Below are 25,718 nucleotides of genomic sequence, written 5' to 3' on the forward strand. Positions count from 1 at the left end.
GGGTGCATGACCGAGGAGACCCGCTCGGGCAGCACCGCGCCGCCGGCGAGGACGCGCTCCCGCTTCGTCAGGTTCGGTGGACGGACGCAGGGGACCCCTGCACTCGAGCCGCTCCTCCAGGCCGTCCGGACGAACCACCCGAAGGCCGATCTCTCCGGGATCGAGCGCGCCTACCGCACGGCGGAGAAGGCCCACCGGGGGCAGCTGCGCAAGAGCGGCGACCCGTACATCACGCACCCGGTCGCGGTCGCGACGATCCTCGCCGAGCTGGGCATGACGCCGTCCACCCTGTCCGCGGCGCTGCTGCACGACACGGTCGAGGACACCGACTACTCGCTCGAGATGCTGCGCTCCGAGTACGGCGACGAGATCGCGATGCTCGTCGACGGCGTGACGAAGCTCGACAAGGTCCAGTACGGCGACGCGGCGCAGGCCGAGACCGTGCGCAAGATGGTCGTCGCGATGGCGCGGGACATCCGGGTGCTGGTCATCAAACTCGCCGACCGCCTCCACAACGCCCGGACCTGGAAGTTCGTCCCCGCGAAGTCGGCGGAGCGCAAGGCGCGCGAGACCCTCGAGATCTACGCGCCGCTCGCACACCGGCTCGGCATGAACACGATCAAGTGGGAGCTCGAGGACTTGTCGTTCGCGACGCTCTACCCCAAGGTCTACGACGAGATCGTCCACCTCGTCTCGGAGCGTGCGCCGGCCCGCGAGGAGTACCTCGCGGTCGTCCGGTCGCAGGTCGGGGCGGACCTGCGCAACGCGAAGATCCGCGCGACCGTGACGGGGCGTCCCAAGCACTACTACTCGATCTACCAGAAGATGATCGTCCGCGGACACGACTTCGCGGAGATCTACGACCTGGTGGGGGTGCGGGTCCTCGTCGACTCCGTCCGTGACTGCTACGCGGCCCTGGGTGCGCTGCACGCGCGCTGGAACCCGGTGCCGGGGCGGTTCAAGGACTACATCGCGATGCCGAAGTTCAACATGTACCAGTCGCTGCACACGACCGTGATCGGTCCCGGCGGCAAGCCGGTCGAGATCCAGCTCCGCACCCATGACATGCACCGCCGCGCCGAGTACGGGGTCGCGGCACACTGGAAGTACAAGGAGGCCGCCAAGTCGGTCGGCTCGGCCGCGTCCGGCGGCGAGGGCGACATGCAGTGGCTGCGCCAGCTCGTCGACTGGCAGCGCGAGACCGCCGACCCGGGCGAGTTCCTCGACTCGCTGCGTTTCGAGATCGGCGGGGGAGAGGTCTACGTCTTCACGCCGAAGGGCGACGTGCAGTCGCTCCCGGCCGGGTCGACCCCCGTGGACTTCTCCTACGCGGTCCACACGGAGGTCGGGCACCGCACGATGGGGGCCCGCGTCAACGGGCGGCTCGTCCCGCTCGACTCCACGCTGGAGAACGGCGATGTCGTCGAGGTGCTGGCGTCGAAGTCCGAGAACGCGGGACCGAGCCGCGACTGGCTCGCGTTCGTCAAGAGCCCGCGCGCGCGGAACAAGATCCGTCAGTGGTTCTCGAAGGAGCGCCGCGAGGAGGCCGTCGAGGTCGGCAAGGACAACCTCGTCAAGGCGATGCGCAAGCAGAACCTCCCGATCCAGAGGCTGCTGTCCCACGAGTCCCTGCTCGCCCTCGCGAACGAGCTGCGGTACACGGACGTCTCCGCGCTGTACGCCGCGATCGGCGAGGGGCAGACGTCGGCCGCCTCGGTGGTCACGCGGCTCGTGCGCACGATGGGCGGCGACGACGGGACGGTCGAGGACGTCGCGGAGACCGCTCGGCCCGGGGCCACCGCGCGCCGGGTCCGTACCGGCGACCCCGGAGTCGTGGTCAAGGGCGTCGACGACATCTGGGTCAAGCTCGCCAAGTGCTGCACGCCGGTGCCGGGCGACCAGATCATCGGTTTCGTGACCCGCGGTCACGGGGTCAGCGTGCACCGTGCCGACTGCGCCAACGTCGACGGCCTTCGGTCGCAGCCCGAGCGGATCGTGGACGTGTCGTGGTCGACGAGCGCCAACACCATGTTCCTCGTCCAGATCCAGGTCGAGGCGCTGGACCGCGCCGGCCTTCTCTCGGACGTCACCCGCATGCTCTCCGAGAGTCACGTGAACATCCTGTCGGCGAGCGTCTCGACCTCGAACGACCGGGTCGCGGTCTCGCGTTTCGTGTTCGAGATGGCGGAGCCCGGGCACCTCGCGCAGGTCCTGACGAACGTCCGCAAGATCGAGGGCGTGTTCGACGTCTACCGCATCACCGGGTCGCGCGCGGCGGAGCAGCCGACCCTCCCGGACTGACGGACCTCGGCGCAGGTGGCACGATCGGGCCATGGACCTGCCCGTGATGCCCCCCGTGAAGCCGATGCTCGCGAAGGCGGTGTCCGGGGTTCCCGCGGCGGACGCCCACGGCGGGCTGGTGTACGAGCCGAAGTGGGACGGGTTCCGGTGCATCGCGTTCCGTGACGGTGACGACGTGCTGCTGGCCAGCCGGAGCGGCAAGCCGCTGGACCGCTACTTCCCGGACGTCGTGGACGCCGTCCGTGAGGCTCTGCCGCCGCGGTGCGTGGTCGACGGCGAGATCGTCGTGGCGCGCGACTCGCGGCTCGACTTCGAGCTGCTCTCGGCCCGGGTGCACCCCGCGGCGTCGCGGGTCGCGAGGCTCGCGCAGGAGACGCCTGCCGCGCTCGTGGTGTTCGACGTCCTGGCTCTCGGGGACGAGGACCTGACGGGCGAGCCCCAGTCGCGCCGGCACGACGTGCTCGACGGGCTGGGGCTCGACGGCCCGCTCGTGCACGCGACCCGGCGCACGCGGGACAGGGATGTCGCGCAGCAGTGGTTCGAGGTCTTCGAGGGCGCCGGGCTCGACGGGATCGTCGCGAAGCCCGTCGGGCTCCCGTACGCGCCCGGCAAGCGGTCGATGCTCAAGGTCAAGCACGAGCGCACCGCCGACGTCGTGCTCGCCGGGTACCGGCCGCACAAGGACTCGACCGAGGACCTGCCGCTCGTGGGCTCGCTCCTGGTCGGGCTGCACGACGTGGACGGGGTGCTGCAGTTCGTCGGCGCCGCGTCGTCGTTCACGGCCGCGCGCCGCGCAGAGCTCGCCGTGGAGCTCGCTCCGCTGGTCGTCACGGCGGACCACCCCTGGATCGGCGGGCCCGGTGGGGCGTCGGACGACGGTGCCTCCGACGGCGCGGACGGCCCCGGGGAGTGCGCGCGCCCGGGGCGCCGTCACGCTGGACGAGCGGCAAGGATCTGTCCTTCGTGGCGCTACGACCGGAGGTCGTCCTCGAGGTCGCCTACGACCACATGGAGGGCGAAAGGTTCCGCCACACCGTCCAGCTCAAGCGGGTCCGGGTCGACCGCGAACCCGTGAGCTGCACGTTCGACCAGCTCGAGGAGCCGGTCTCCTACGACCTGGCGGACCTGCTGCCCGGGGTCCCGGGGCGCTGACGGCAGGACAGCGCTGCGGTCAGGACGGGTCGGCCCGCTTGCGGCTGGGCTGCACCCGCGGAGGCTCGCCGGCCATCTTCGGGTACTCCGGCGGGTACGGCAGGTCGCCGAGCGCGTGGTCGCGCTCGTCCCGTGCCGCGAGCTCTAGCAGGGGCTCCAGAGACCCGGGCGCCTCGCCCGTGCCACCCGCCGAGGCCCGTGCCGCGAGGTCGCCGACCGAACGGAACCGGTCCGGCATCGACAGGACGTCGAAGTCGTCCGGCGTCACGTCGGGGACCTCGGCCCAGGTCAGCGGGGCCGAGACGGTCGCTCGAGCGTTGGGGCGGATCGAGTACGCGGACGCCATGGTCCGGTCGCGAGCCATCTGGTTGTAGTCGACGAAGATGCTCTCGCCTCGCTCCTCCTTCCACCATGCCGTCGTGACCGCCCCGGGCCGGCGTCGTTCGAGCTCTCGACCGAACGCGATCGTCGCGCGCCGGGCGGCGACGAAGTCCCACCGGGGCTCGATCGGCGCGAACACGTGGAGCCCTCGCCCGCCCGACGTCTTCGGGTAGCCCACGAGGCCGACCTCGCCGAGCAGCTCCTGCACGTCGTCCGCCAGAGCCGCTGCGTCCGAGTAGTCGGTCCCGGGCTGCGGGTCCAGGTCGATACGGAGCTGGTCGGGCATCTCGACGTCATCTCGACGGACGGGCCACGGATGGAACGTGATGGTGCCCATCTGCGCGGCCCAGGCGACGACGGCCGTCTCCGTCGGGGTGATCTCGTCGGCGGACCGGCCGCTGGGGAACCTGATCGTCGCCGACTCGACGTAGTCGGGCGCCCCACGGGGCACCCGCTTCTGGAAGAACGCGTCTCCCGTCGAGTCCTGCCGCGTGCTGAGGCGGAACCCTTCGAGGACGCCCTTGGGCCACCGTTCGAGCGTGGTGGGTCGGTCGCGGAGGGCGGCGAGGATCCCGTCCCCGACTGCGACGTAGTACCGGACGACGTCGAGCTTGGTCAGTCCGCGCTCGGGGAAGATGACCCGGTCGGGGCTCGACACGCGCACCGTCCGGCCGTCGACCTCGAGCTCGACGGGCGGTGTCCTGGAGGCCATGCCGTCACGCTAGGCCACCGCTGCCGGAGCCGCCCGGTGACCTGAGCGCCGTGCCTCGTGCACGAGGGCGACGGCCTGCGTGCGGCCTCGCCAGCGTTGCTTGAGTTCGAGGGCGTGGACGACGTGGTCGAGGTCGAGTCCGCACACGCGCACCAGCCGGTCGAGCGCGTCCGTCGCGCGTTCTCGGTCCCGGGTTCGTGCCCGGTCGCCACCGCCACCGTCACCGTCACCGTCACCGTCGCGCGAGCCGCGTGCCGGTGCGGTGGCCACGTCCAGGGCCGTGCGGAGGACGCTCGTCACCGGCACTCCGTCGATCACCACCCTCTCGTCCTGGGTGAGCCGCACGTACCGGGGTGAGCACCCGGGTCGCGGCGCCGGTGCCCCGTGTCCCGGGGGCACGAGCACGTCGAGCTCGTCAGGCACCGGCCCGCCCGCGTGGATCCATGCGGCACCGAGCCCGCCGATCGTCGCGGACGGCAGCCGCGTGCGGGTCAGGGCGGCCTCGGCGCGCATGCCGGGGTCGACGTCAGCGCCGGCGCGCACCCCGACGTCGTCCAACAGGTGGCGCAGGACGCCGTCGCGCACCAGGGTCTGGAAGGCGACCGCGCCGCCGACCTGGGAGCTGTGCACGATCGGTCCCGGGTCGGGACCCACGAGCGGCGTCGACAGCCACGTGCCGAGCGTGAGCGTGGCCGTGGCCGTGGCTGGTGCCGCTGCTGGTGCTGGAGTACGGACAGGGGCAAGGGCCGCGAGAGAGGTGGTGTCCACGTGTCACACCGTGGCCTACCGAGAGCGGGCGCACCAACGGCCGCCGTCCTGCTGTGGACGACGGCCGTGAGTGAGCGTGCTGTGGGGAGCCGGTCAGCCCCGTGAGTCCTCGGCTGCCTTGACGATCTGCTCCAGCCAGGACTTCCGTGCCTCGAGCGACGCCGAGAGCTCCTTGATCTTGCGCTTGTCGCCCGCGGCCTCGGCGGCCGCGAGGTCCGACTCGATCTCGGCGATCGCCGACTCGAGCTGCGCGGCAGCGCCCTCGGCCCGTGCTCGCTGCTCCGGGTTGGTCCGCGTCCACTTGGCCTCGTCGGCGTTGCGGATCGCCGTCTCGACGGCGCGCAGCCGGGCCTCGACCCGCTGCATGTCGCCGCGGGGCACCTTGCCGGCCTCTTCCCAGCGGTCCTGGATGTCGCGCAGGGCGTTCTTCGCGGCGTCGAGGTCCTTGACCGGGAGCAGCGCCTCGGCCTCCGTCAGGATCTCCTCCTTGACGACGAGGTTCTTCGAGTACTCCGCGTCGATCTCGGCGTTGGCCGCGTCGCGGGCGTGGAAGAAGACGTCCTGCGCCGCGCGGAATCGGCCCCACAGCGCGTCGTCGTCCTTGCGGTTCGCGCGACCCGCAGCCTTCCACCGGGCCATGAGGTCGCGGTAGGCGCCGGCCGTGGGACCCCAGTCGGTGCTCCCCGAGATCCGCTCGGCCTCGGCGACGATCTGCTCCTTGTCGGCCTTGGCGGAGGCGTTGCGCTGCTCGAGCTGCGCGAAGAAGTGGCGCCGCTCGCGGTCGAAGGCGGTACGGGCGTGGCTGAACCGCTTCCACAGCGCGTCCTCGGTGGTGCGGTCGACCCTCGGGCCCGAGCGCTGTGCGTCCTTCCACCGGTCGAGCAGCACGCGCAACTCTTCGCCGGCCGGGCGCCACTGCATGCGCTCGGGGTCGGTCGAGGCGATCTTCTCGGCGGCCTCGACGATCTCCGTGCGGGCCTCGACGGCCTTGGCCTTGGCTGCGGCGCGCTCGGCGGAGATCTGCTCACGCCGCGAGGCCGCGGCCGTGGCAAGGGTCTCGACCTGGCTGCGCAGCGCGTCGAGGTCGCCGACCGCTGCGGGCTCGGCGGTCTCCTCGGCGAGCTTCGCGAGCGTCGCGTCGATCTCCTTGACCGTGAGGTCGGAGCTCGTCAGCCGCGCCTCGAAGAGCGTGACCTTCGCGTGCAGGTCGAGGTAGCGGCGGACGTAGAGCGTCATCGCCTCCTCGGCCGGGACCCCGGGGAACTGGCCGACCGCGCGCTCGCCGGACTTCTCACGGACGTGAACGGTGCCGTCCTCGTCGACCCGGCCGAACTCGGCGGCGGCCTTCGCCTCGGCCGCGTCGTCAGGGACCACGACGGGGTGCGCGTCGCCGCCCGTCGGTGCCGCGCCAGGTCCTGCCTGCGCAGGACGCGGAGCGTGGGGGATCCCCGCCGGCGTCGGGACGGGACGGGGCCGCGGCTTCATCGCCGCCGGCGACGGGGCTGCGCGCTTCGCGGACGGCGCGGGCGCGGGGCTCGGAGAGGGCGCCGACGTCGCCTGGTCGGCGGCGGGGGACGGGTCCGGCGCTGGGGACTCGGCAGTCTCGGCCTCGGCGGGCTTGTCAGCCGCGTCCTCGGCAGGCTTGCCGGCCGCGCCCTCGGCGGGCTCCGGGGCCTGCGCTACGGCGGGCTCCTCGGCCGCAGCCTCGGCCTCTGCGGGCTCGTCGGACTCGGCTTTCGCGGACTCAGCGGCGGCAGCGGCGGGCTCGTCCTTGGCGGGCCCCGCAGCTGCAGCCTCCGCGTCAGCGGGCTCGTCCTTCGCACGCTCCGCGTCAGCGGGCTCGTCCTTCGCAGGCTCCGCGGCTGTGTCGTCAGCCGTGTCGTCGGCCGTGTCGTCGGCCTTCTCGTCAACCGTGGCGGGCTCGGCCGCAGCGGCAGCGGCATCGTCAGCGGCCGAGGCCGCTGCGGGGGCCTGCTCGTCGGGAGCGGTACCGGTGGCCTCGGTCGGCGCGTCCCCGGTGGCCGGTGCGTCCTGGGAGACCGGGGCGTCCACGGTCGGCTCCGACTCGGGCGTCGACTTCTCGGTGCTCTCGCTCACTGGACTTCCGCTCCTTCGGTGATGACGGAGGTCCGTGGGGATCCAGGATCCCGCGGCGAGCCCCGCGTCAGCGACGACCCGGACGGACGACGTCCGGATCAGAGATGTTCGTGCCGAACACTGTGTACCCGCCGTCGTCGGCGAGCAATTCGGTCCGCGGACAGTCTAGGGGGATTCGGCCTGCTCAGGCGGTTAGGGTCGCATCATGTCCGCCGCTCCGTCTCCCGCCCCGTCTCCCGCCGCCCCGCTCCGCTCCGTCCTGGTCGTCTCTCCCGTGTTCGGGGCGTCGTGCCGCGTGCTCGGTGGAGCGGACGGCGGCCCGTGCGTCGTCGTCGACCCGGGCGCGGGGGTCGCGGGTCGGGTCGACGCCGTCGTGCGCGAGCGTGGTTGGCGGCCGGTCGCGGTGCTCGCGACCCACGGGCACGTCGACCACACGTTCGACGCGGCCGCGATCGGGGAGGCCTACGACGTCCCGCTCCTCGTCCACTCCGCGGACGCGTACCGGATCGACGACCCGTTCGGGACCATCGAGCACGTCTCCGGAGCGCTCGCCGCCGCGTTGGCCGCGGGCGGGGCCGACCCCGCCACGTACCGGGTGCCGGCCCGCGTCGCGCCTTTCGGGACGCCGTCCGGCATCGTCGAGATCGACCCGGCCCTGACCGCGCTGGGGATCCGCGCCGTGCACGCCCCCGGGCACACCCAGGGCTCGACCCTCTACCTCGTCGACGCGCTCGTCCCCCACGGGGAGCAGTGGGCGTTCGGCGCTGCCGGGGCGCAGGAGCCGATCGACGAGTCGACCGGTCGTCCGGCGGTGCTCACCGGTGACGTGCTGTTCGCCGGGACCATCGGCCGTACCGACCTGCCGGGCGGCGACCACGCCGTGATGGTCGCGACCCTGCGCGACGTCGTCGGACGGCTCGACGAGAACCTGCTGGTCCTGCCGGGGCACGGGCCGTCGTCCGACGTCGCGCACGAACGCCGGACCAACCCGCTCCTGCCCTGAGGGCGTGCGGCAGCGCGGACGCCGCGTCCCCCGGGTGCGGCGATCTGGGAAGATCGCCCCATGGCACGCCCCACACCACTGTCCGGATTCCCCGAATGGCTCCCCGACGGACGCGTCGTCGAGCAGCACGTCCTCGACACCCTGCGGCGCACGTTCGAGCTGCACGGGTTCGCCGGGATCGAGACCCGCGCCGCGGAGCCGCTCGACCAGCTCCTGCGCAAGGGTGAGACCTCGAAGGAGGTGTACGTGCTCTCGCGCCTGCAGGACGTCCCGGGGGCGCAGGGCGGTGACGACGCGGCCGAGGGCACGGGAACGGACCGCGCCGGGGCGCGCGACAAGCAGCTCGGGCTGCACTTCGACCTGACCGTGCCGTTCGCGCGGTACGTGCTCGAGAACTCGGGCAAGCTTTCGTTCCCGTTCAAGCGCCACCAGATCCAGAAGGTCTGGCGCGGCGAGCGGCCCCAGGACGGCCGGTTCCGGGAGTTCGTCCAGGCGGACATCGACGTCGTCGGCGCCGGGACGCTCCCGTACCACTACGAGGTCGAGCTCCCGCTCGTGATGGCCGAGGCGCTCGGCGCCCTGCGCGAGATCGGCGTCCCGGAAGTGCGGATCCTCGTCAACAACCGTCGCGTCGCCGAGGGGTTCTACCGCGGCCTCGGGCTCGAGGACGTCGACGGGGTCCTGCGCACCATCGACAAGCTCGACAAGATCGGCCCGGCCAAGGTCGCCGACGCCCTGGTCGCCGAGACCGGCGCGACGCCCGAGCAGGCGCAGGCGTGTCTTGACCTCGCGGCGATCCGCGGCTCCGACTCCGGGGTCGTGGACCAGGTGCGGGCGCTCGCGGCCTCCCACGGGTTCACGTCCGAGCTCCTGGACCAGGGGCTCGAGGAGCTCGGTGCCCTCGTCGAGGCCGCGGCCGTCCGTGCCCCCGGCGTGGTCGTGGCAGACCTCAAGATCGCTCGCGGGCTCGACTACTACACGGGCTCCGTCTACGAGACCGTCCTCGTGGGGCACGAGCAGCTCGGGTCGATCTGCTCGGGCGGGCGCTACGACACGCTCGCCTCGGACGGCGCGAACACCTATCCGGGCGTGGGGCTCTCCGTGGGTGTGTCGCGGCTCGTGTCCCGGCTGCTCGGGTCCGGGCTGGTGCGCGCCACCCGCGGGGTCCCCACGGCCGTCCTGGTCGCCGTCTCCGACGAGGAGCACCGGGCGCAGTCGGACGCCGTGGCGGCCACCCTGCGGGCTCGCGGCATCCCCGCCGACGTGGCGCCGACCGCTGCGCGGTTCGGCAAGCAGATCCGCTACGCCGACCGGCGAGGCATCCCGTTCGTCTGGTTCGAGGGCCGAGAGACCGTGTCGGACGACGGCCAGGTCACCGTGGGCGCGGACCAGGTCAAGGACATCCGCTCGGGGGAGCAGGTCGACGCCGACCCGGCGGTGTGGGCGCCGCCGAGCGAGGATCTCTGGCCCCGGGTCGTCCCGGCCTGACGCTCGCTGAGGGCTGAGGGCTGAGGGCTGAGGGCTGAGGGCTGAGGGCTGAGGGCTGAGGGCTGAGGGCCGAGGGCCGAGGGCTGAGGGCCGAGGGCTTCCCCTCAGCCTGCGACCAGGGCGGCGGGCCCCGAGAGCCAACCGCCCAGGGACCCGGCGAGGAGCACGGCGCCGACCGTCGCGAGCACGCCGACGGCCACCGCGCCGTCGCGCCACGTCAGTCCTACGGGTCGCGCGACGGTCCGCGGACCCGAACCCAGGCCCCGTGACTCCAGCGCGACGGAGAGGCGCTCGGCGCGTCGCACGGCCGCGACCAGGAGCGCGAACGTCGCGGTGCCCAGCGCGGGCAGCGAGCGGGGAGCGCGCCCGGCGCCCGACGGGGGTCGCGCACCGCCTGGGCGCACCGGATCGTCTCCCAGCGGGCGGGGAGCTCCTCCAGGACCCGCATCCCCGCGAGCACCGCGTAGGTGGCGCCGGCCGGGACCCGGGCGTGCTGGTGGAGGCTCGTCATCAGCCTGACGGGGTCCGTGGTCGCCACGAGCACCACGGAGACGACGCCCAGGAACAGCGTCCTGACCGCCAGCGACACGGCGATCTCCAGTGCGCCCGCGGTGACCTCCACCGGCCCGACGACCGCGACGACAGGTCCCTGGTGCCGGAGCAGGACGTTCCCGACGAGGACCGAGACCGCGAATCCGAGCAGTGCGAGATGCGTCAGCGCCAGCGCGCGCACGGTCACGCGGCCGACGGTGAACGCCGCCGTCACCGCGAGCGACCAGAGCACGACGGGCGTGACCGGGTCGGTGACGAGCATCGCCACGGACGACGCGACGAGCAGCGTCCCGAGCTTCAGGGTGGGGTTCCACCGCGCCAGCGGCGAGTCGCGGGGGCTCATGCGCGGACCGCCGGCAGCCGGTCGTCTGCGGGCACGGCGGGCGCGGCGGGCTCGGTGCGCGCGACGGGCGCGACAGAGGTGGTGCGCGCGGGCAGGTCGTCCGGTCCGACGGCATGCGCCACCGCCGCGTCGAGCGCGGCCAGCAGGTGTCTCAGAGGTGGACGCTCGCGCAGCCGGAGCCAGCGCCGCACGAGCGGCGGGGCGATCAGTCCCGCCGCGTCCAGCAGCGCCGCGTCGCCCAGGATCTCGTCGGTGGTCCCCTGCACGGGGACGCTCCCGGGTGTCAGGACCAGCACGTGGTCCGCGACGCGGGCCGCGAACGTCAGGTCGTGCGTCGCCAGGACGACGCCGCTGCCGCCCCGGGCGACCTCGCTCAGCACCTCGGCCGTCGCGAGGGTCCCGGCACGGTCGAGCCCGAAGGTCGGCTCGTCGGCCAGCAGGACGTCGGCCGGGTGCGCGACGGCAGCGGCCAGCGAGAGGCGGCGCTGCTCGCCTCCGGAGAGCCGGTAGGGCGAGCGGTCGGCGAGGTGCTCGAGCCCGAACCGCGCGAGCAGCCGGTCGACGCGCGCCTCGACGGTCGCCGCCGGGAGGTGCGCCCGGCGCGGAGTCCAGCCGATCTCGTCCCGGACCGTCCGCGCGACGAACTGGTGCTCCGGGTGCTGGACGACCATCGCGGCGCTCCCGACCTCGAGGTCGCCGCTCGTCGGCACGACGCCGGCGAGCGTGCGCAGCAGCGTGGACTTGCCGCACCCGTTGACGCCGAGCACCGCGAGCACCTCGCCGCGGGCCACCGCCAGGTCGAGGCCCTCGATGAGCACCGGGGGCGTGGGCGCCCGTCGGCCTCGCGCCCCGCCCGGCCGCACCACGTCCAGGGCACGCGCCGAGACGACCGGGTCTGCGAGGTGCGTCGTCGCCGGCTCGCCTCCAACCGGGGCCGCGGCGAGGTCTGCCAGCCAGCGGTCGGTGGCCGCGTCGTCGAGAGGGCCGGGCGCACCCGCGGCCGCGAGCAGGTGGTCCACGGGCACCCAGCAACCTCGTCGCAGCAGCGTCGTCGCGTGCTCGGCGAGCACCTCGGCGGTGGGACCGAGGGCGAGGACCCGCCCGGCGTCGAGCACCGCCGTGAGCCCCGGCAGCGACGCGAGATCGTCGAGACGATGCTCGACGAGGATCGTCGTGGTGTTCGCCGTGGCCGTGGCCGTGGCCGTGGCCGTGGCCGTGGCCGTGGTTGTGCGCGTGCGCGTGTGCGTGGTCGTGGTTTCGTCGACCTGCGTACCGGCCCGCGGGCCGGTGAGCGCGCCGACGAGCGCCCCGACGTCCCGTGCCCCTACGGGGTCGAGGAGCGCTGTCGGCTCGTCGAGCACCAGGAGACCCGGGTCGGGAGCGGTCGCCGCGGCGATCGCCACGCGTTGCGCCTGCCCGCCGGAGAGGGACGAGGTGCCACGGTCCGCGAGGTGAGCGGCGCCCACGCGCTGCAGGGCGCCGCGGGCCGCGGGTCCGATGAGGTGCCGCGCGACGGCCCGGTTCTCCAGCGGGAGCTCGACCTCCGCGTCGACGCGGGACAGGCACAGCTGGCCCAGCGGGTCCTGCTGGACGAGGCCGAGGTGCGGTGCCAGGGCCCGGGGCCCGAGCGGCCATGGGTCCGGCGCCGCACCCGCGGGAAGGTTCGCGCCGACGAGGTGCACGGACCCGGTGACGCGGGCGTCGACGGTGTGCGGGACGACCCCGACGAGTGCCGCGACGAGCGTCGACTTCCCGGAGCCCGAGGGGCCGACCACGAGCAGGCTCTGACCCGGCGGCAGGTGGAACGACACGTCGCGGAGCGAGGGCGTCTGCGCTCCGGGGTACGTCACGCTGAGCCGTTCGACGGTAAGGCCCGTGCCGTTGTCGGTGCCGGTGCCGGTGCCGGTGCCGGTGCCGGCACCGGCGCCAGCGCCTGTTCTTCTGGTCGTGCTCGTGCTCGTGCTCGTGCTCGTGGTCGTGGTCGTCGCGGCGCGGCCGGAACTCACGCCGGCGTCCCGGTCCGTGCCGAGCGGCTCTCGCCGGCGGTCCCGGAACGTGCGTTCCCCGATGCGGCGGCGCGCCCCGCGGCGTGGTTGTCGAGGACACCTGCACGTAGCAGCCCGTCGCCGATCAGGCGGGCCGCGACGCCGCACAGCAGGATGCAGGACACGATCTGGACCACCAGGCGCAGGACGAGGTAGTCCTGTCCCAGGTAGCCGTTCGCGACGCACTGATAGGCGAACGTGACGACGGCGGCGGTCACGCCCGAGAGCACGAACACCCCCACCCGTACCGGCGGTAGCGCGTGAGCGCGAACGCGAGCTCGGCGCCGACTCCCTGCACGAGACCGATCACCAGGATCATCGGACCGAACGGGGAGGCGAAGACCACGAGCTCGACCGCCGCCGCGAGCATCTCGGCCAGGATCCCCACGCCAGGTCGGCGCACGATGTACAGGGCGAGGGGCGCGACCACGATCCACGCTCCGGCGAGCACGTTCTCGGCCAGGCTCCCGAACGGTCCGAGGGCGAGGTGCAGCGGGGCATAGATCTGGTCCGCGACCCAGAAGACGAACCCGAAGGTCACGCCCAGGACCGCGAGCAGCACGGTGGTGTGCAGGGGCGACGTCCGGCGTTCGACGACGACCGGCACCTGGGTGTCGGGGTTCTCGTGGCCTGCGGTGATCTTCTCGGGAACGGCCGGTCCTGCGGGGTTCTGGTGCACGCTTCTCCTCGGACGAGCCCGGGGGTGTGCACAGCGGCACGGCGCACCGCGGCGCGCGAGATCGCGCGCAGGGGACGGTCGTGCAGCGCCCTGCTCCCTTCGCCGGTACTAACCGGATCAGGTTCCACGGGTCAGCGGAGGGTTCCGCAGTCTCAGCGCTCAGTGCGCTCCCCGGGGGCTTGTGCCGACCACGCTAGGGGTCCGGCGCCCACGGGGCAACGGCGCGGCAGGACCGTCCCGAAGGGCGGACGCCGGCGCGTCAGCCGTCGGCCAGGTGCGGCGGGAACCCGCCGGTGGCGATCGGGCCCCAGCGCTCGATCGTCACCCGGATCAACGACTTGCCCTGGTCGACCATCGCCTGCCGGTACTCGTCCCAGTCGGGGTGCTCGCCCGAGATGCTGCGGAAGTACTCGACCAGCGGCTCGACGCTGTCCGGCAGGTCGAGGACCTCCGCCGTCCCGTCGACCTGGACCCAGGCGTCGCCGAAGTCCTGGCCGAGGAGGCACAGCGAGACGCGCGGGTCGCGTCGCAGGTTCCTCGCCTTGGCGCGGTCGGGGTACGTCGACACGACCACCCGGCCCTCGCTGTCGACGCCGCAGCTCACCGGACTCATCTGGGGCGCGCCGTCGGACCTGCGCGTGCTGATGATCGCGTTGTTGCGCGTCCGGGCGAACGCGACGAGGCGGTCGCGGTCGACGCGATCGTTCGTGGCGACGGGTCGTGCCATGGGGAACACCTCCGGGTCGGGTCTGCCACACACTAGACTGGACCGGGCCGCGGACGGTCGCGCCCTCGGGCGCACCGTGCTCCGGCCGCCACTCCAGACGTCCCCGGAAGGAACTTTCGTGCTGCGCACCCACACGGCCGGCTCACTGCGGGCCGAGCACATCGGCCAGACCGTCACCCTCACCGGATGGGTCGACCGTCGTCGCGATCACGGGGGAGTCGCCTTCATCGACCTTCGGGACGCGTCCGGGATCGCCCAGGTCGTGATCCGCGACGAGGCCGTCGCGCACCCGCTGCGCAGCGAGTTCGTCCTCCAGGTGACCGGCGAGGTGTCGCAGCGCCCCGAGGAAACGCGAACGCGAACCTGCCGACCGGCGACGTCGAGGTCGTGGTGAGCGACGTCGTCGTCCTCAACGAGTCCGCGCCCCTGCCGTTCCAGGTCTCAACGGCCCTCGACGGCAACGAGACGATCGGCGAGGAGGCGCGCCTCAAGCACCGCTACCTCGACCTGCGCCGCCCGACGCCCGCGAGGACGATGCGCCTGCGCGCGAAGGCCAACCAGGCGGCGCGTCGCGTGCTCGACGAGCAGGACTTCGTCGAGATCGAGACACCGACCCTCACCCGGTCGACGCCCGAGGGCGCGCGGGACTTCCTCGTGCCCGCACGCCTGGCGCCGGGTTCCTGGTACGCCCTGCCGCAGTCGCCGCAGCTCTTCAAGCAGCTGCTCATGGTCTCGGGCATGGAGCGCTACTACCAGATCGCCCGCTGCTACCGCGACGAGGACTTCCGTGCCGACCGCCAGCCGGAGTTCACCCAGCTGGACGTCGAGATGAGCTTCGTCGAGCAGGACGACGTCATCGCACTCGGGGAACAGCTCGTCGTCGCGCTGTGGAAGCTCATCGACGTGGAGATCCCCACGCCGATCGAGCGCATCACCTTCGCCGACGCGATGCGGCTCTACGGCTCGGACAAGCCGGACCTGCGCTTCGGCAACCCCATCGTCGAGCTCACCGAGTACTTCACCGACACGCCGTTCCGGGTCTTCCAGGCGCCGTACGTCGGCGCCGTCGTCATGGCGGGCGGTGCTGCGCAGCCGCGCCGCCAGTTCGACGCCTGGCAGGAATGGGCCAAGCAGCGCGGCGCCCGCGGCCTCGCCTACGTCACGTTCGCGGCCGACGGCACGCTCGCCGGCCCGGTCGCCAAGAACCTCTCGGACGCCGAGCGTGACGGTCTGGCCGCCGCGACCGGCGCGCAGCCCGGCGACGCGGTGTTCTTCGCAGCCGGAAAGGTCACGGACTCCCAGGCGCTGCTCGGCGCGGCGCGCGTCGAGATCGCGAAGCGCACCGGTCAGATCGACGAGGACGCCTGGTCGTTCGTCTGGGTCGTCGACGCACCGCTGTTCAAGCCCACCGGCGAGGACGACGACGTCGCGGTCGGCGACGGCGCCTGGACCGCCGTGCACCACGCGTTCACCTCGCCGACGCCCGAGTGGGTCGATCGCTTCGAGGAGGCACCCGGCGACGCCCTCGCCTACGCCTACGACATCGTCTGCAACGGCAACGAGATCGGTGGCGGGTCGATCCGTATCCACCGCCGCGACGTGCAGCAGCGGGTCTTCGAGGTCATGGGCATCGGGGAGGAGGAGGCGCAGGAGAAGTTCGGCTTCCTGCTCGACGCCTTCGCGTTCGGCGCCCCGCCGCACGGCGGGATCGCCTTCGGCTGGGACCGGATCGTCGCACTCCTGACGAAGGCCGAGTCGATCCGCGACGTCATCGCGTTCCCGAAGTCCGGGGGCGGGTTCGACCCACTGACCCAGGCCCCGGCCCCGATCACCGCGCAGCAGCGCAAGGAGGCCGGCGTCGACGCGAAGCCCGACGGCAAGCCGGCACAGCCCGGCCCGCAGGCCGAGGCCACGTCCGGTGGTCCGCGCGCTTGACGGGACGGCCCTCGTGGGTCCGGAGCACCGGGGCGCCGGCCCGTCCGTCGACGGGCTGACGCCCCGGTGGCGTTCGCACCCGTGGGTCCGCGCCGAGCTGCCCCGGCGCTCCGTGCGGCGCGCGTGGTCGGCCGACGACGCGTGCGCGCTGCTCGCGTCGAGCATCCCCGCGCCGGCCCACGTCGCGGAGCCGGAGCGTGCGCCGCTCGACGGCCGTGACCGGCTCGCGCTCTGGGTGCTCGGTGAGCCCGGTGCGGCGGCAGACCTGCTCCTCGACGTCGCCTCGGCCGGTGGCCTGCCCAGTCCGCAGGACCGGGACGAGGTCGTGGTCGGGGGATGCGTCCCGCGGGGCATGCCGAGCCCGGTCGGGCGCGGCACCTCCGCGCTCGATGCGCGCCTGCCGGAGATCCTGCACCGCCCGCCGACGTCGTCGTGGGACTGGTTCTGGTTCTCCGCCCACCCGGACGCTCTCGCCCGGCCAGGCCCCGCCGTGACCGAGGTGCCGCCCGGCGGGGCGCGGGACGCCGTCGTCGACTGCCTCCGCGTGGCCAACCCGGGTGCCGAGCTCGACCCCCGCGACCCCTCCACCCGCTGGTGGGGCGCCCGGTCGGACGACGGCCCGGCAGGCGTGCTGAGCGCCGTCGCCGGCGCACACCCCGCCGTGACAGGGTGGGAGATCGGCGGGATCGCGACCCTGCCCGACGCGCGGGGACGCGGGCTCGCCGGCGCGGTGCTGCGTGCCGCCACGCGCGCGGCGCTCGCGGACGCGGGTCTCGCGACGCTCGGGATGTACGCCGACAACGCCTCCGGGCGACGGCTCTACGAGAGTGCCGGCTACGTCGTCGGGCAGCGGTTCAGCGGGTGGCGGGTGCTGCGGGCCTCCCAGGACGGCTGAACGCCCGGCGACGCGCGGCTGAGCCGGGAGCGGACACCGCCCGGGCAGTACCGGTTCCTGGCTCAGGCCCGGCTCAGGCTCGGCTCAGTCCCGGCTCAGTCCTGGCTCACAGCGGGCCAGGCGCAGCTCAGTGCGTGATGGAGAGCTTCTCGTAGACGGCGCGCAGCGGCTTCGGGGCCCACCAGTTGGCCTTGCCGAGGATCGTCATCGTGGCCGGGACGAGGAGCAGGCGCACGATCGTCGCGTCGATGAAGACGGCGACGGCGAGGGCGAAGCCGACCTCCTTGATCACGAGCAGGTCGCCGGCGATGAACCCGGCGAAGACGGCGATGATGATCGCGGCGGCCGACGTGATGATGCGGCCGGACCGCTGGAGACCGAGGCGCACGGCGTCGTCGTTCGACGCGCCCTGGTCGTGCAGCTCCTTGACCCGGGACAGCAGGAAGACCTCGTAGTCCATCGCCAGCCCGAACGCGAAGGCGATGACGAGCGCGACCACGTACGTCTCGATCCCGCCGACGGACGTGAAGCCGAGGAGCCCGGACAGGTGTCCTTCCTGGAACACGAAGACGAGCACGCCGAGGCTCGCGGCGAGGGACAGGGCGTTCGTGAGGAGGGCCTTGACGGGGATGACGACGGAGCCCGTCATGAGGAAGAGCAGGATCAGGGTCGCGGCGACCACGATCCCCACGGCCCACCACACGCGGTCCGTGAGCGCCGAGACGAAGTCGACCTGGCTCGCGGCCTGGCCGGACACCCAGGCGTCGAACGGTGCGTCCAGCGCACGGATGTCCTCGACCGCCTGCACGGCCTCGGGCCCACCGGGGTCGTCGGTGTCGAGGTACACGCGCAGCACGCTCGTCGAGCCGTCCTCCGAGGTCTCCGCCGGAGTCACGACGTCGACGCCGTCGACCTGGGAGACGTCCGTCGCCCACCCGTTCGTCGCCTCCTCGCCGGCGTCGGTGACGACGAAGAGGTCGGGGCTCGGGGCGTACTGGGCGTCGACGGTCTCGACGAACTGTCGCTGCGGCGCGTCGGCGGGCAGGAGCTCGATGGTCGTGTTCCGCATCTGCAGGCCCAGGACCGGCAGGGCGAGCACGCCCAGGAGCACCACGGCGCCGACCATGACCGGCCACGGCCGGCGCTGCACCCAGCTCGCGAGCCGGGAGAACACGCCCTCGTCGGACACGACGTCCGCCGTGCGGCCGACGACGCGACGCACGCCGGGGATCTTGCCGAGCAGCCCCGGGCGGGCGAGGCGCCGGCCCGAGAGCGCGAGGAGCGCCGGCACGAGCGTCATCGCGGTGGCGACCGCGACGACGATCACCGCGAGCCCGGCGGCGCCGATCGCCCTGAGGATGTCGGGCGTGAAGACCATGAGGCCGGCGATGGAGATGCCCACCGTGACCGCGGAGAAGGCCACGGTGCGCCCGGCGGTCGCCATGGTGCGTTCGAGCGCGGCCCGCACGACGGGGTCGCCGCGGCGCCGGCGCCTGCTCCCCACGAGGACGGACTCCTCGCCGTCGCCGTCGAGGATCCGGTGGAGCTCCTCGCGGTAGCGCGAGACGATCAGCAGGCCGTAGTCGATCGAGAGCCCCAGCGCGAGGAGCGTGACGACGTTCACGACGGACGCGTCGATCTCGAGCCAGTAGGACAGGCCAAGCAGCACGCCCAGCCCCGACCCGATGCTCGCGATCGCGCCGATCAGAGGCATCGACGCGGCGAGGAATCCGCCGAAGACGAAGACCATGATGAGCAGGGCGACGGGCAGCGCTACCGCTTCACCCGTTCGCAGGTCCTGCTCGACCTGCCCGGTGATCGCCTCGGTGATCAGCGAGTTGCTGCCGACGAGACCCGTGGCACCGGGCGCGACGTCCTGCAGGTCGCCGGCGACGGCGTCGAGCCGCTCCTCGACGTCGGCTTCGGCTTCTGCCTCGGTCTCTGCGTCGAGGCCCGGCTCGAGGGCGACCTCGACCACGAAGCCCTTCCCGTCGTCCGCGAGCAGGGACTCCGCCGCCGGGTTGTCGAGCCCGTCGGGAAGGATGTAGGCGTCGATCACGCTGTCGACACCGTCGATGAGCACGAGGTCCTCGTGCACGGTGTCCATCACGTCAGGGACGCCCTCGGTGGCCGGGTCGAGACCCTCGACGAGGAGCGTGATGGTCTCGCCCTCGTCCGCTTCGCCACTGAGCGCCTCGGCGGCCTTCTCGCTGTCGGAGCCGGGGACCGCGGGCTCGCCCGTGCTGAGCCGGTCGAACAGGTTCTCGCCGTGCACGCCGAGGACGGCGAGCCCGAACCCCAGCACGGTCAGGACGAGCCAGACGGCGATGGTGGTCCGCGGACGGTGGGCGACACGACGGCCGATGCTCTCGAACACGTCGTCAGCATGCCACTTCGCACGCGCTCGCGTCGCACTGCCCACACCCGTGCCGAGCGCTCGGGTGTCGCCCTGGCGGCGCTCGGCCGTCGGTCCTGGGTGTGGGCGGCGGACCGTAGGCTCGACCCATGGACCTGTTCGACGCCACCACCACGAGCGCGGACGGCACCCCGTCCGCGGTGGCCGGGGCGCCGCTCGCGGTACGGATGCGTCCGCGCTCGATCGACGAGGTCGCGGGCCAGGGGCACCTGCTGGCGGAGGGTTCGCCGCTGCGCCGACTCGTCGCGCCGTCCGACGAGAGGTCGCGTCGTGCGGCACCGGGATCGGTGATCCTCTGGGGCCCGCCGGGCACCGGCAAGACGACGCTCGCCTACGTCGTCGCGGCGACCTCGGGCCGTCGGTTCGTCGAGCTGTCGGCGGTCACGGCCGGGGTGCGCGACGTCCGGGCGGTCGTCGAGGACGCCCGTCGGCGCCTCGCCGCCGGTGGCGAGGAGACGGTCCTCTTCGTCGACGAGGTCCACCGCTTCTCCAAGTCGCAGCAGGACGCGCTGCTGCCCAGCGTGGAGAACCGCTGGGTGACGCTCGTCGCCGCGACCACCGAGAACCCCAGCTTCTCGGTGAACTCGCCGCTGCTGTCGCGGTCGCTGCTCCTGACTTTGCGACCGCTGGGGGAGGACGACGTCCGCGCGCTCGTGCGCCGCGCCGTCGCCGACGAGCGGGGGCTGGCCGGCGAGGTAGAGCTCGCCGAGGAGGCGGAGGAGCACCTGCTGCGGCTCGCGGGCGGGGACGCGCGCAAGGCGCTGACGATCCTGGAGGCGGCCGCGGGCTCCGTCCTGTCCGGCGTGCTCGAGGACGCCGCTCCGGGCGACGGCCCGCCGATGGTCGACCTCGCGGCGGTCGAGCGTGCGATCGACGTGGCGGCGGTGCGCTACGACCGCGACGGCGACCAGCACTACGACGTCATCAGCGCGTTCATCAAGTCCGTCCGCGGCTCCGACGTCGATGCGTCCCTCCACTACCTCGCCAGGATGATCGCGGCGGGGGAGGACCCGCGGTTCATCGCGCGCCGCATCATCATCTCCGCGTCCGAGGACGTCGGCCTCGCGGACCCCAGCGCCCTCCAGACCGCTGTCGCGGCCGCGCAGGCGGTCGCGATGATCGGCATGCCCGAGGCACGGATCGTGCTCGCCGAGGCCGTCGTGCACCTCGCCACCGCACCGAAGTCCAACGCGGCCTATGTGGGCATCGACGCCGCGCTCGCCGACGTCCGCTCGGGGCGTGCCGGGCAGGTCCCGATGCACCTGCGGGACGCCCACTACTCGGGGGCCGAGGCGCTGGGGCACGGCAAGGAGTACAAGTACGCGCACGACGCGCCGCACGCGGTGGCGGCCCAGGCGTACCTGCCCGACGAGCTGCGGGGTGCGCGCTACTACACGCCGTCGGACCGCGGTTTCGAGCGGTCCGTCGCGGAGCGGCTGGCTCGGGTCCGGTCCATCCTCGACCAGGCGTGACCTTCGCCGCTTCTGCGACCTCTCGGTGATGGGCCGTCCGCGAGTGCGCTAGACTGTTGCGGTTGCCGTTTTCGGCAGCCACCTGGGACCTCGGCCCCCGGTCGTCTGCACGTGGCTCCCGTCACGTGCGCGGTGAGCGCCCTGCGCACCACCGCGACGGCCCATCGGCTGGTCCCGCGCTCGGCGGACTGTGTGCCGTCCCGGGCGTGACGTCAAAGCAACCGAACGACAGGATGAGGAACCCCACTGTGACTTCAGTGACGCGTTCGCGCCGCCAGGTCCGCCTGAGCCGCGCACTGGGCATCGCCCTGACCCCCAAGGCCGTCAAGCACTTCGAGAAGCGTCCGTACCCCCGGGCGAGCACGGCCGCGCCCGTCGCCGCACCGAGTCGGACTACGCGGTGCGTCTGCGCGAGAAGCAGCGTCTGCGCGCGCAGTACATGCTCCGCGAGAAGCAGCTCGCCCGTGCCTACGAGGACGCCCGCAAGGACTCCGGTCTGACCGGTGAGGCCCTCGTCGAGAACCTCGAGACCCGTCTCGACGCCCTCGTGCTCCGTGCCGGCCTCGCCCGCACGATCCTGCAGGCCCGCCAGGCCGTGGTCCACCGCCACATCCTCGTGAACGGCAAGATCGTCGACCGCCCCTCCTTCAAGGTGAAGGAGGGCCAGACGATCCAGGTCAAGCCGAAGAGCCAGGCGACCACGCCGTTCCAGGTCGCCGCCGCCGGTGCGCACCGCGACGTGCTCCCCGCCGTCCCGGGCTACCTCGACGTGCAGCTCGAGAAGCTCAGCGCGACCCTCGTGCGCCGTCCCAAGCGCTCCGAGGTCCCCGTGCAGTGCGAGGTCCAGCTCGTGGTGGAGTACTACGCCCGCTGATCCTTCCCGGAACCCCGTCCACGGGGCACCGGATCGTCGAGACGCCCCGGTCGGGGCACGAGCAGCCGCTCGTGCCACGGCCGGGGCGTCCGTCGTCCGGGCGGTAGTGTTCCCTGCGAGCACACGGTGTCGGACGACGCCCCCACACACACCTGACGAAGGAGCCCTGAGAGCATGGTCGGAGACATCGCGGGACTGATCGCGGCGATCGCGTTCGTGCTGCTCGTCGGCGCGCTGGCGATCCCGCTCGTCAAGCTCGGACGGGTGCTCGACGAGGCGCGCACGAGCCTCCGCGAGGCGACGGACCACACGGTGCCGATCCTCGACGAGACCGCGAAGACGATCGTGAGCACCAACAGCCAGCTGGAGAAGGTCGACACGATCACGACGTCCGCCGCTCAGGTGAGCGCCAACGTCTCGGCGCTCTCCGGGCTCTGGGCCGCGACCCTCGGGCGCCCGCTCATCAAGGTCTCGGCCTTCAGCTACGGGGTGCGGCAGGCCTACGCGAAGGCGTCCGGCCGTGCCGCAGGCCCGGATGGGACGTCGACGGCCGGGCCCGCGGCAGCCCCCGGCCCGTCGGGCGCGACCCCGCGACGGACGGAGACGCCCGGTGAGCCGGATCTTCTGGGTCGGCGTCGGCGTGACGGTGACCGTGATCGTCGTGGTGCAGGGACGCAAGATCGTCGCGAGGTTCGCGCCGGCCGCGGTCGTGGAGAGCGCGACGGACCAGATCAACGATGCGGGCGCCCGAGGTCTCGAGGCCGTCCGGGTGTTCCGCGCCGAGTTCACCGACGCGCGACGCCGTCGGGAGGCCGAGCTCCGTGGCGCGCTCCTCGCCGACGGCCAGCCCGCCCCCGAGGACGTCCGCGCCGCCCGGTCGGCGCGCCATCGTCGCGCCGACGGGCCGGCCGTCGACGACGAGGACGAGCTCGGCTACTCGTTCTTCTGACCCTCCCGGACCTGCAGCCCGGCTCGAGCTGCCGAGGTCCGGACCGCCGCCGCTCCACAACTAGGCTTGGGCACCGTCCGCCCGGCCGGCACACCAGACCCGGACCACCCTCCTCACGAAGGACACCATGCGCACCGCCGAGATCCGTACCCGTTGGCTCGACTACTTCGCTGCGCGCGATCACGCCGTCGTGCCCTCCGCGTCGATCGTGTCCCCGGACCCGTCGATCCTCTTCACCATCGCGGGGATGGTCCCGTTCATCCCGTACATCCTCGGGACCGAGAAGGCCCCGTGGCCGCGTGCGGCGAGCGTCCAGAAGTGCCTGCGGACCAATGACATCGAGAACGTCGGGCGCACCACCCGCCACGGCACCTTCTTCCAGATGAACGGGAACTTCTCGTTCGGCGACTACTTCAAGGCCGAGGCGATCGACTTCGCCTTCGAGCTCATCACGACCCCGCAGGACCAGGGTGGCTACGGGCTGGACGCCGACCGCCTCTGGGTGACGACCTGGGACCAGGACGACGAGGCGTACGACGCGCTCACCCGCGGCGTCGGGCTCGACCCGCGCCACGTCGTCCGGCTCCCGCGCGAGGAGAACTTCTGGGACACCGGCCGTCCGGGACCCGCCGGTCCCTGCGCCGAGTGGCACTACGACCGCGGGCCGGAGTTCGGCCCCGAGGCCGAGGGCGGGACCGTGGACCCCGGCGGTGACCGCTACCTGGAGTTCTGGAATCTCGTCTTCGACCAGTACGAGCGCGGTGAAGGTCTCGGCAAGGACTACCCGCTGCTCGGCGAGCTCGAGCACAAGTCGATCGACACCGGTGCCGGCCTCGAGCGCATCGCCTACCTGCTCCAGGGCAAGGCGAACATGTACGAGATCGACGAGGTCTACCCGGTCATCGAGGCCGCGTCCAGCATCACCGGGCGCACCTACGGTTCGGACGCCGAGGACGACGTCCGGCTGCGCGTCGTCGCGGACCACGTGCGGTCGGCGCTCATGACGATCAGCGACGGCGTGCGCCCGTCGAACGAGGGCCGTGGCTACGTGCTGCGCCGCCTGCTGCGCCGCTCCGTGCGCGCCATGCGGCTGCTCGGGTACGAGGACGAGGCGCTGCCGCTCCTGCTGCCGGTCTCGCGCGACGCGATGCAGGCGTCCTACCCGGTGGTCGCCGACGAGTTCTCCCGCATCGCCGACGTGGCGTACGCGGAGGAGGACGCGTTCCGCCGCACGCTCGTCGCCGGCACGACGATCCTCGACACGGCGGTCGCGAAGGCGAAGGCCTCGGTGGGCGCGGGTTCGTCGAACGGCTCGGGCACGACCCACGCCCCGGTGCTCGGTGGCGCCGAGGCATTCGCGCTGCACGACACCTACGGGTTCCCGATCGACCTCACGCTCGAGATGGCGGCCGAGCAGGGCGTGACGGTCGACGAGCAGGCCTTCCGCAGCCTCATGGCCGAGCAGCGCACGCGTGCCCGTGAGGACGCGCTCGCCAAGCGGGGCCGCGGCGCGGACCTGCACGCCTACGAGGCCGTCGAGAAGGACCTCGCGGCACCGGTCGAGTTCCTCGGGTACACGAGCGACCACGCGGCGGTCGCCGTGACCGGGCTCATCGTCGACGGCGCCCCGGCACCGGCCGCCACGGCCCCGGCCGACGTCGAGGTCGTGCTCGACCGGACGCCGTTCTACGCCGAGGCCGGCGGCCAGCTCGCCGACCAGGGGACCATCGTGCTCGACGGCGGCGCGACCATCGAGGTCGACGACGTCCAGCGCCCGATCAAGGGGCTGTCGGTCCACCGCGGTCGCCTCACCGAGGGCACGGTCGCGCTCGGGGACTCGGGCTCCGCGCAGATCGACCGCGACCGCCGCGTCGCGATCAGCAAGGCGCACTCGGCGACGCACATGATCCACAAGGCGATCCACGAGTCGCTCGGCAAGGACCACACGCAGGCCGGATCGGAGAACGCGCCGAGCCGCATCCGCTTCGACTTCCGGTCGACCGGGGCGGTCCCGTCGGGGGTGCTCTCGGAGATCGAGGAGCGCGTCAACGTGCGGCTCGCCGAGAACCTGGACGTCACCGACCAGGTCATGCCGCTCGACGAGGCGCGGTCCCTCGGGGCGATGGCTCTCTTCGGCGAGAAGTACGGCAACGAGGTGCGGGTCGTCTCGATCGGCGGCGACTGGTCGCGCGAGCTGTGCGCCGGGACGCACGTCGCCCGGACGGGCGAGCTCGGGCTCGTGACCCTGCTCGGCGAGGCGTCCATCGGCTCCGGGGTTCGCCGCGTCGACGCGCTCGTCGGTGCCGGCGCGTACGGGTTCCAGGCCAAGGAGCACGCTCTCGTCGGTCAGCTCAGCGGGATGCTCAACGTCCGCTCCGACGAGCTGGAGTCGCGGGTCGGCTCGCTCCTGACCCGGCTGAAGGAGGCCGAGAAGGAGCTCGCGACCGTGCGTCAGGGTCAGCTCCTCGCCCAGGCGGCGTCGCTCGCCTCGGGTGCCGAGACGGTCGGCGCAGCACGCCTGGTCCTGCACGACGCCGGTGAGGTGGCCTCGGCCGACGACCTGCGCGCGCTGGTCCTGGACGTGCGCGCCCGGCTGGGTGAGGACGGCGCCGTGGTCGTGGCTGCGGGTGGTGTCGCCAAGGGGCGCCCGCTCGTGGTCGTCGCGACGAACGCCGACGCCCGCGCCGCTGGTGTGCGCGCGGGCGTGCTCGCAAAGGGTGCTGCGGGGGCGCTCGGCGGTGGTGGCGGAGGCAAGGACGACATGGCCCAGGGCGGCGGCACCGACGTCACGGCGCTGCCGGCAGCCCTCGACGGCGTGCGGTCGGCGCTCCAGGCGTGACCACCGACGGCGGGGCCGCAGGCGACCGGCGCACGCCGCGCAAGCCGCGGCACCGCTCCGCTCGGGGCAGGGGTGCCGCGGACCGGCCGT

17 protein-coding genes, 3 pseudogenes and 1 riboswitch are annotated in these 25,718 nt (G+C 73.1%); of the genes and pseudogenes, 11 read left to right on the forward strand and 9 right to left on the reverse strand.

Going from position 1 to position 25,718, the window contains the following annotated elements; all coding sequences use genetic code 11:
- The first annotated feature begins 6 nt into the window (after positions 1-6).
- Positions 7-2,301 carry a RelA/SpoT family protein gene (locus QUE47_RS13485; RefSeq protein ID WP_286217709.1) on the forward strand — a complete coding sequence of 765 codons (2,295 nt, stop codon included), beginning with the start codon at positions 7-9 and terminating at the stop codon, positions 2,299-2,301.
- Between the two features lie 31 nt (positions 2,302-2,332).
- Entirely contained in the window at positions 2,333-3,376 is a 1,044-nt protein-coding gene (locus QUE47_RS13490) for an ATP-dependent DNA ligase (protein WP_350227572.1), read from the forward strand.
- 96 nt (positions 3,377-3,472) lie between these two features.
- Here the strand turns inward: QUE47_RS13490 and ligD are convergent, their stop codons facing one another.
- The 3 genes from ligD to QUE47_RS13505 all read right to left on the reverse strand — a co-directional run bounded on the left by ligD (position 3,473) and on the right by QUE47_RS13505 (position 7,411).
- A complete protein-coding gene (gene ligD, locus QUE47_RS13495) occupies positions 3,473-4,546 on the reverse strand; it encodes a non-homologous end-joining DNA ligase (RefSeq protein ID WP_286217710.1) in 1,074 nt (357 codons plus the stop codon).
- 9 nt (positions 4,547-4,555) lie between these two features.
- Positions 4,556-5,314: a hypothetical protein gene (locus tag QUE47_RS13500; RefSeq protein ID WP_286217711.1), complete on the reverse strand. Its 759-nt coding sequence runs from the start codon at positions 5,312-5,314 to the stop codon at positions 4,556-4,558.
- A 93-nt stretch (positions 5,315-5,407) separates the two neighbouring features.
- Positions 5,408-7,411 (reverse strand): DUF349 domain-containing protein, encoded by a 2,004-nt coding sequence (locus tag QUE47_RS13505; protein ID WP_286217712.1) that lies wholly within the window; start codon positions 7,409-7,411, stop codon positions 5,408-5,410.
- A 205-nt stretch (positions 7,412-7,616) separates the two neighbouring features.
- Between QUE47_RS13505 and QUE47_RS13510 the strand changes: the two genes are divergently transcribed.
- Positions 7,617-8,414 carry an MBL fold metallo-hydrolase gene (locus QUE47_RS13510; protein WP_286217713.1) on the forward strand — a complete coding sequence of 266 codons (798 nt, stop codon included), beginning with the start codon at positions 7,617-7,619 and terminating at the stop codon, positions 8,412-8,414.
- Between the two features lie 60 nt (positions 8,415-8,474).
- Complete coding sequence (gene hisS, locus QUE47_RS13515) at positions 8,475-9,902, forward strand: histidine--tRNA ligase (RefSeq protein ID WP_286217714.1); 1,428 nt, start codon at positions 8,475-8,477, stop codon at positions 9,900-9,902.
- Positions 9,903-10,125: 223 nt separating this feature from the next.
- Here hisS and QUE47_RS13520 read toward each other — a convergent pair whose 3' ends face one another.
- The 5 genes from QUE47_RS13520 to QUE47_RS13540 all read right to left on the reverse strand — a co-directional run bounded on the left by QUE47_RS13520 (position 10,126) and on the right by QUE47_RS13540 (position 14,248).
- Positions 10,126-10,797 carry an energy-coupling factor transporter transmembrane component T family protein gene (locus QUE47_RS13520; RefSeq protein WP_286217715.1) on the reverse strand — a complete coding sequence of 224 codons (672 nt, stop codon included), beginning with the start codon at positions 10,795-10,797 and terminating at the stop codon, positions 10,126-10,128.
- The gene (locus QUE47_RS13525) at positions 10,794-12,803 is read right to left on the reverse strand and encodes an ABC transporter ATP-binding protein (RefSeq protein WP_286217716.1); all 2,010 of its coding nucleotides are present in this window, start codon (positions 12,801-12,803) and stop codon (positions 10,794-10,796) included. Before QUE47_RS13525 ends, QUE47_RS13520 begins: the two co-directional genes overlap by 4 nt.
- Positions 12,800-13,060 (reverse strand): hypothetical protein, encoded by a 261-nt coding sequence (locus QUE47_RS13530; protein WP_286217717.1) that lies wholly within the window; start codon positions 13,058-13,060, stop codon positions 12,800-12,802. Before QUE47_RS13530 ends, QUE47_RS13525 begins: the two co-directional genes overlap by 4 nt.
- Complete coding sequence (locus tag QUE47_RS13535; protein ID WP_286217718.1) at positions 13,057-13,521, reverse strand: ECF transporter S component; 465 nt, start codon at positions 13,519-13,521, stop codon at positions 13,057-13,059. The genes QUE47_RS13530 and QUE47_RS13535 overlap by 4 nt, the downstream gene beginning before the upstream one ends.
- A 75-nt stretch (positions 13,522-13,596) precedes the next feature.
- A riboswitch (TPP riboswitch) is annotated at positions 13,597-13,705 on the reverse strand.
- Positions 13,706-13,780: 75 nt separating this feature from the next.
- Complete coding sequence (locus tag QUE47_RS13540) at positions 13,781-14,248, reverse strand: PPOX class F420-dependent oxidoreductase (protein ID WP_286217719.1); 468 nt, start codon at positions 14,246-14,248, stop codon at positions 13,781-13,783.
- A 118-nt stretch (positions 14,249-14,366) separates the two neighbouring features.
- Between QUE47_RS13540 and aspS the strand changes: the two are divergent.
- Together aspS and QUE47_RS13550 are read left to right on the forward strand one after the other, a co-directional pair.
- Positions 14,367-16,183: pseudogene (gene aspS / locus QUE47_RS13545) on the forward strand (aspartate--tRNA ligase).
- Entirely contained in the window at positions 16,167-17,078 is a 912-nt protein-coding gene (locus tag QUE47_RS13550) for a GNAT family N-acetyltransferase (protein WP_286217720.1), read from the forward strand. Before aspS ends, QUE47_RS13550 begins: the two are co-directional and overlap by 17 nt.
- 127 nt (positions 17,079-17,205) lie before the next feature.
- On the opposite strand, the gene QUE47_RS13555 is transcribed toward QUE47_RS13550, so the two are convergent.
- Positions 17,206-19,455, reverse strand: a complete 2,250-nt coding sequence (locus tag QUE47_RS13555; RefSeq protein ID WP_286217721.1) for an MMPL family transporter — start codon at positions 19,453-19,455, stop codon at positions 17,206-17,208.
- Between the two features lie 128 nt (positions 19,456-19,583).
- On the opposite strand from QUE47_RS13555, the gene QUE47_RS13560 reads away from it, so the two are divergent.
- The 5 genes and pseudogenes from QUE47_RS13560 to alaS all read left to right on the forward strand — a co-directional run bounded on the left by QUE47_RS13560 (position 19,584) and on the right by alaS (position 25,628).
- A complete protein-coding gene (locus QUE47_RS13560; RefSeq protein ID WP_286217722.1) occupies positions 19,584-20,966 on the forward strand; it encodes a replication-associated recombination protein A in 1,383 nt (460 codons plus the stop codon).
- Between the two features lie 248 nt (positions 20,967-21,214).
- Positions 21,215-21,840: pseudogene (gene rpsD / locus QUE47_RS13565) on the forward strand (30S ribosomal protein S4).
- A 174-nt stretch (positions 21,841-22,014) separates the two neighbouring features.
- A pseudogene (locus QUE47_RS13570) lies at positions 22,015-22,371 on the forward strand (DUF948 domain-containing protein); the annotation flags it as partial.
- A gap of 79 nt (positions 22,372-22,450) precedes the next feature.
- Positions 22,451-22,789 carry a hypothetical protein gene (locus tag QUE47_RS13575; protein WP_286217723.1) on the forward strand — a complete coding sequence of 113 codons (339 nt, stop codon included), beginning with the start codon at positions 22,451-22,453 and terminating at the stop codon, positions 22,787-22,789.
- A gap of 127 nt (positions 22,790-22,916) precedes the next feature.
- A complete protein-coding gene (gene alaS, locus QUE47_RS13580) occupies positions 22,917-25,628 on the forward strand; it encodes an alanine--tRNA ligase (protein ID WP_286217724.1) in 2,712 nt (903 codons plus the stop codon).
- Positions 25,629-25,718 lie beyond the last annotated feature (90 nt).

The sequence above is a fragment of the Paraoerskovia sediminicola genome, assembly GCF_030296575.1.
Lineage (GTDB): Bacteria > Actinomycetota > Actinomycetes > Actinomycetales > Cellulomonadaceae > Paraoerskovia > Paraoerskovia sediminicola.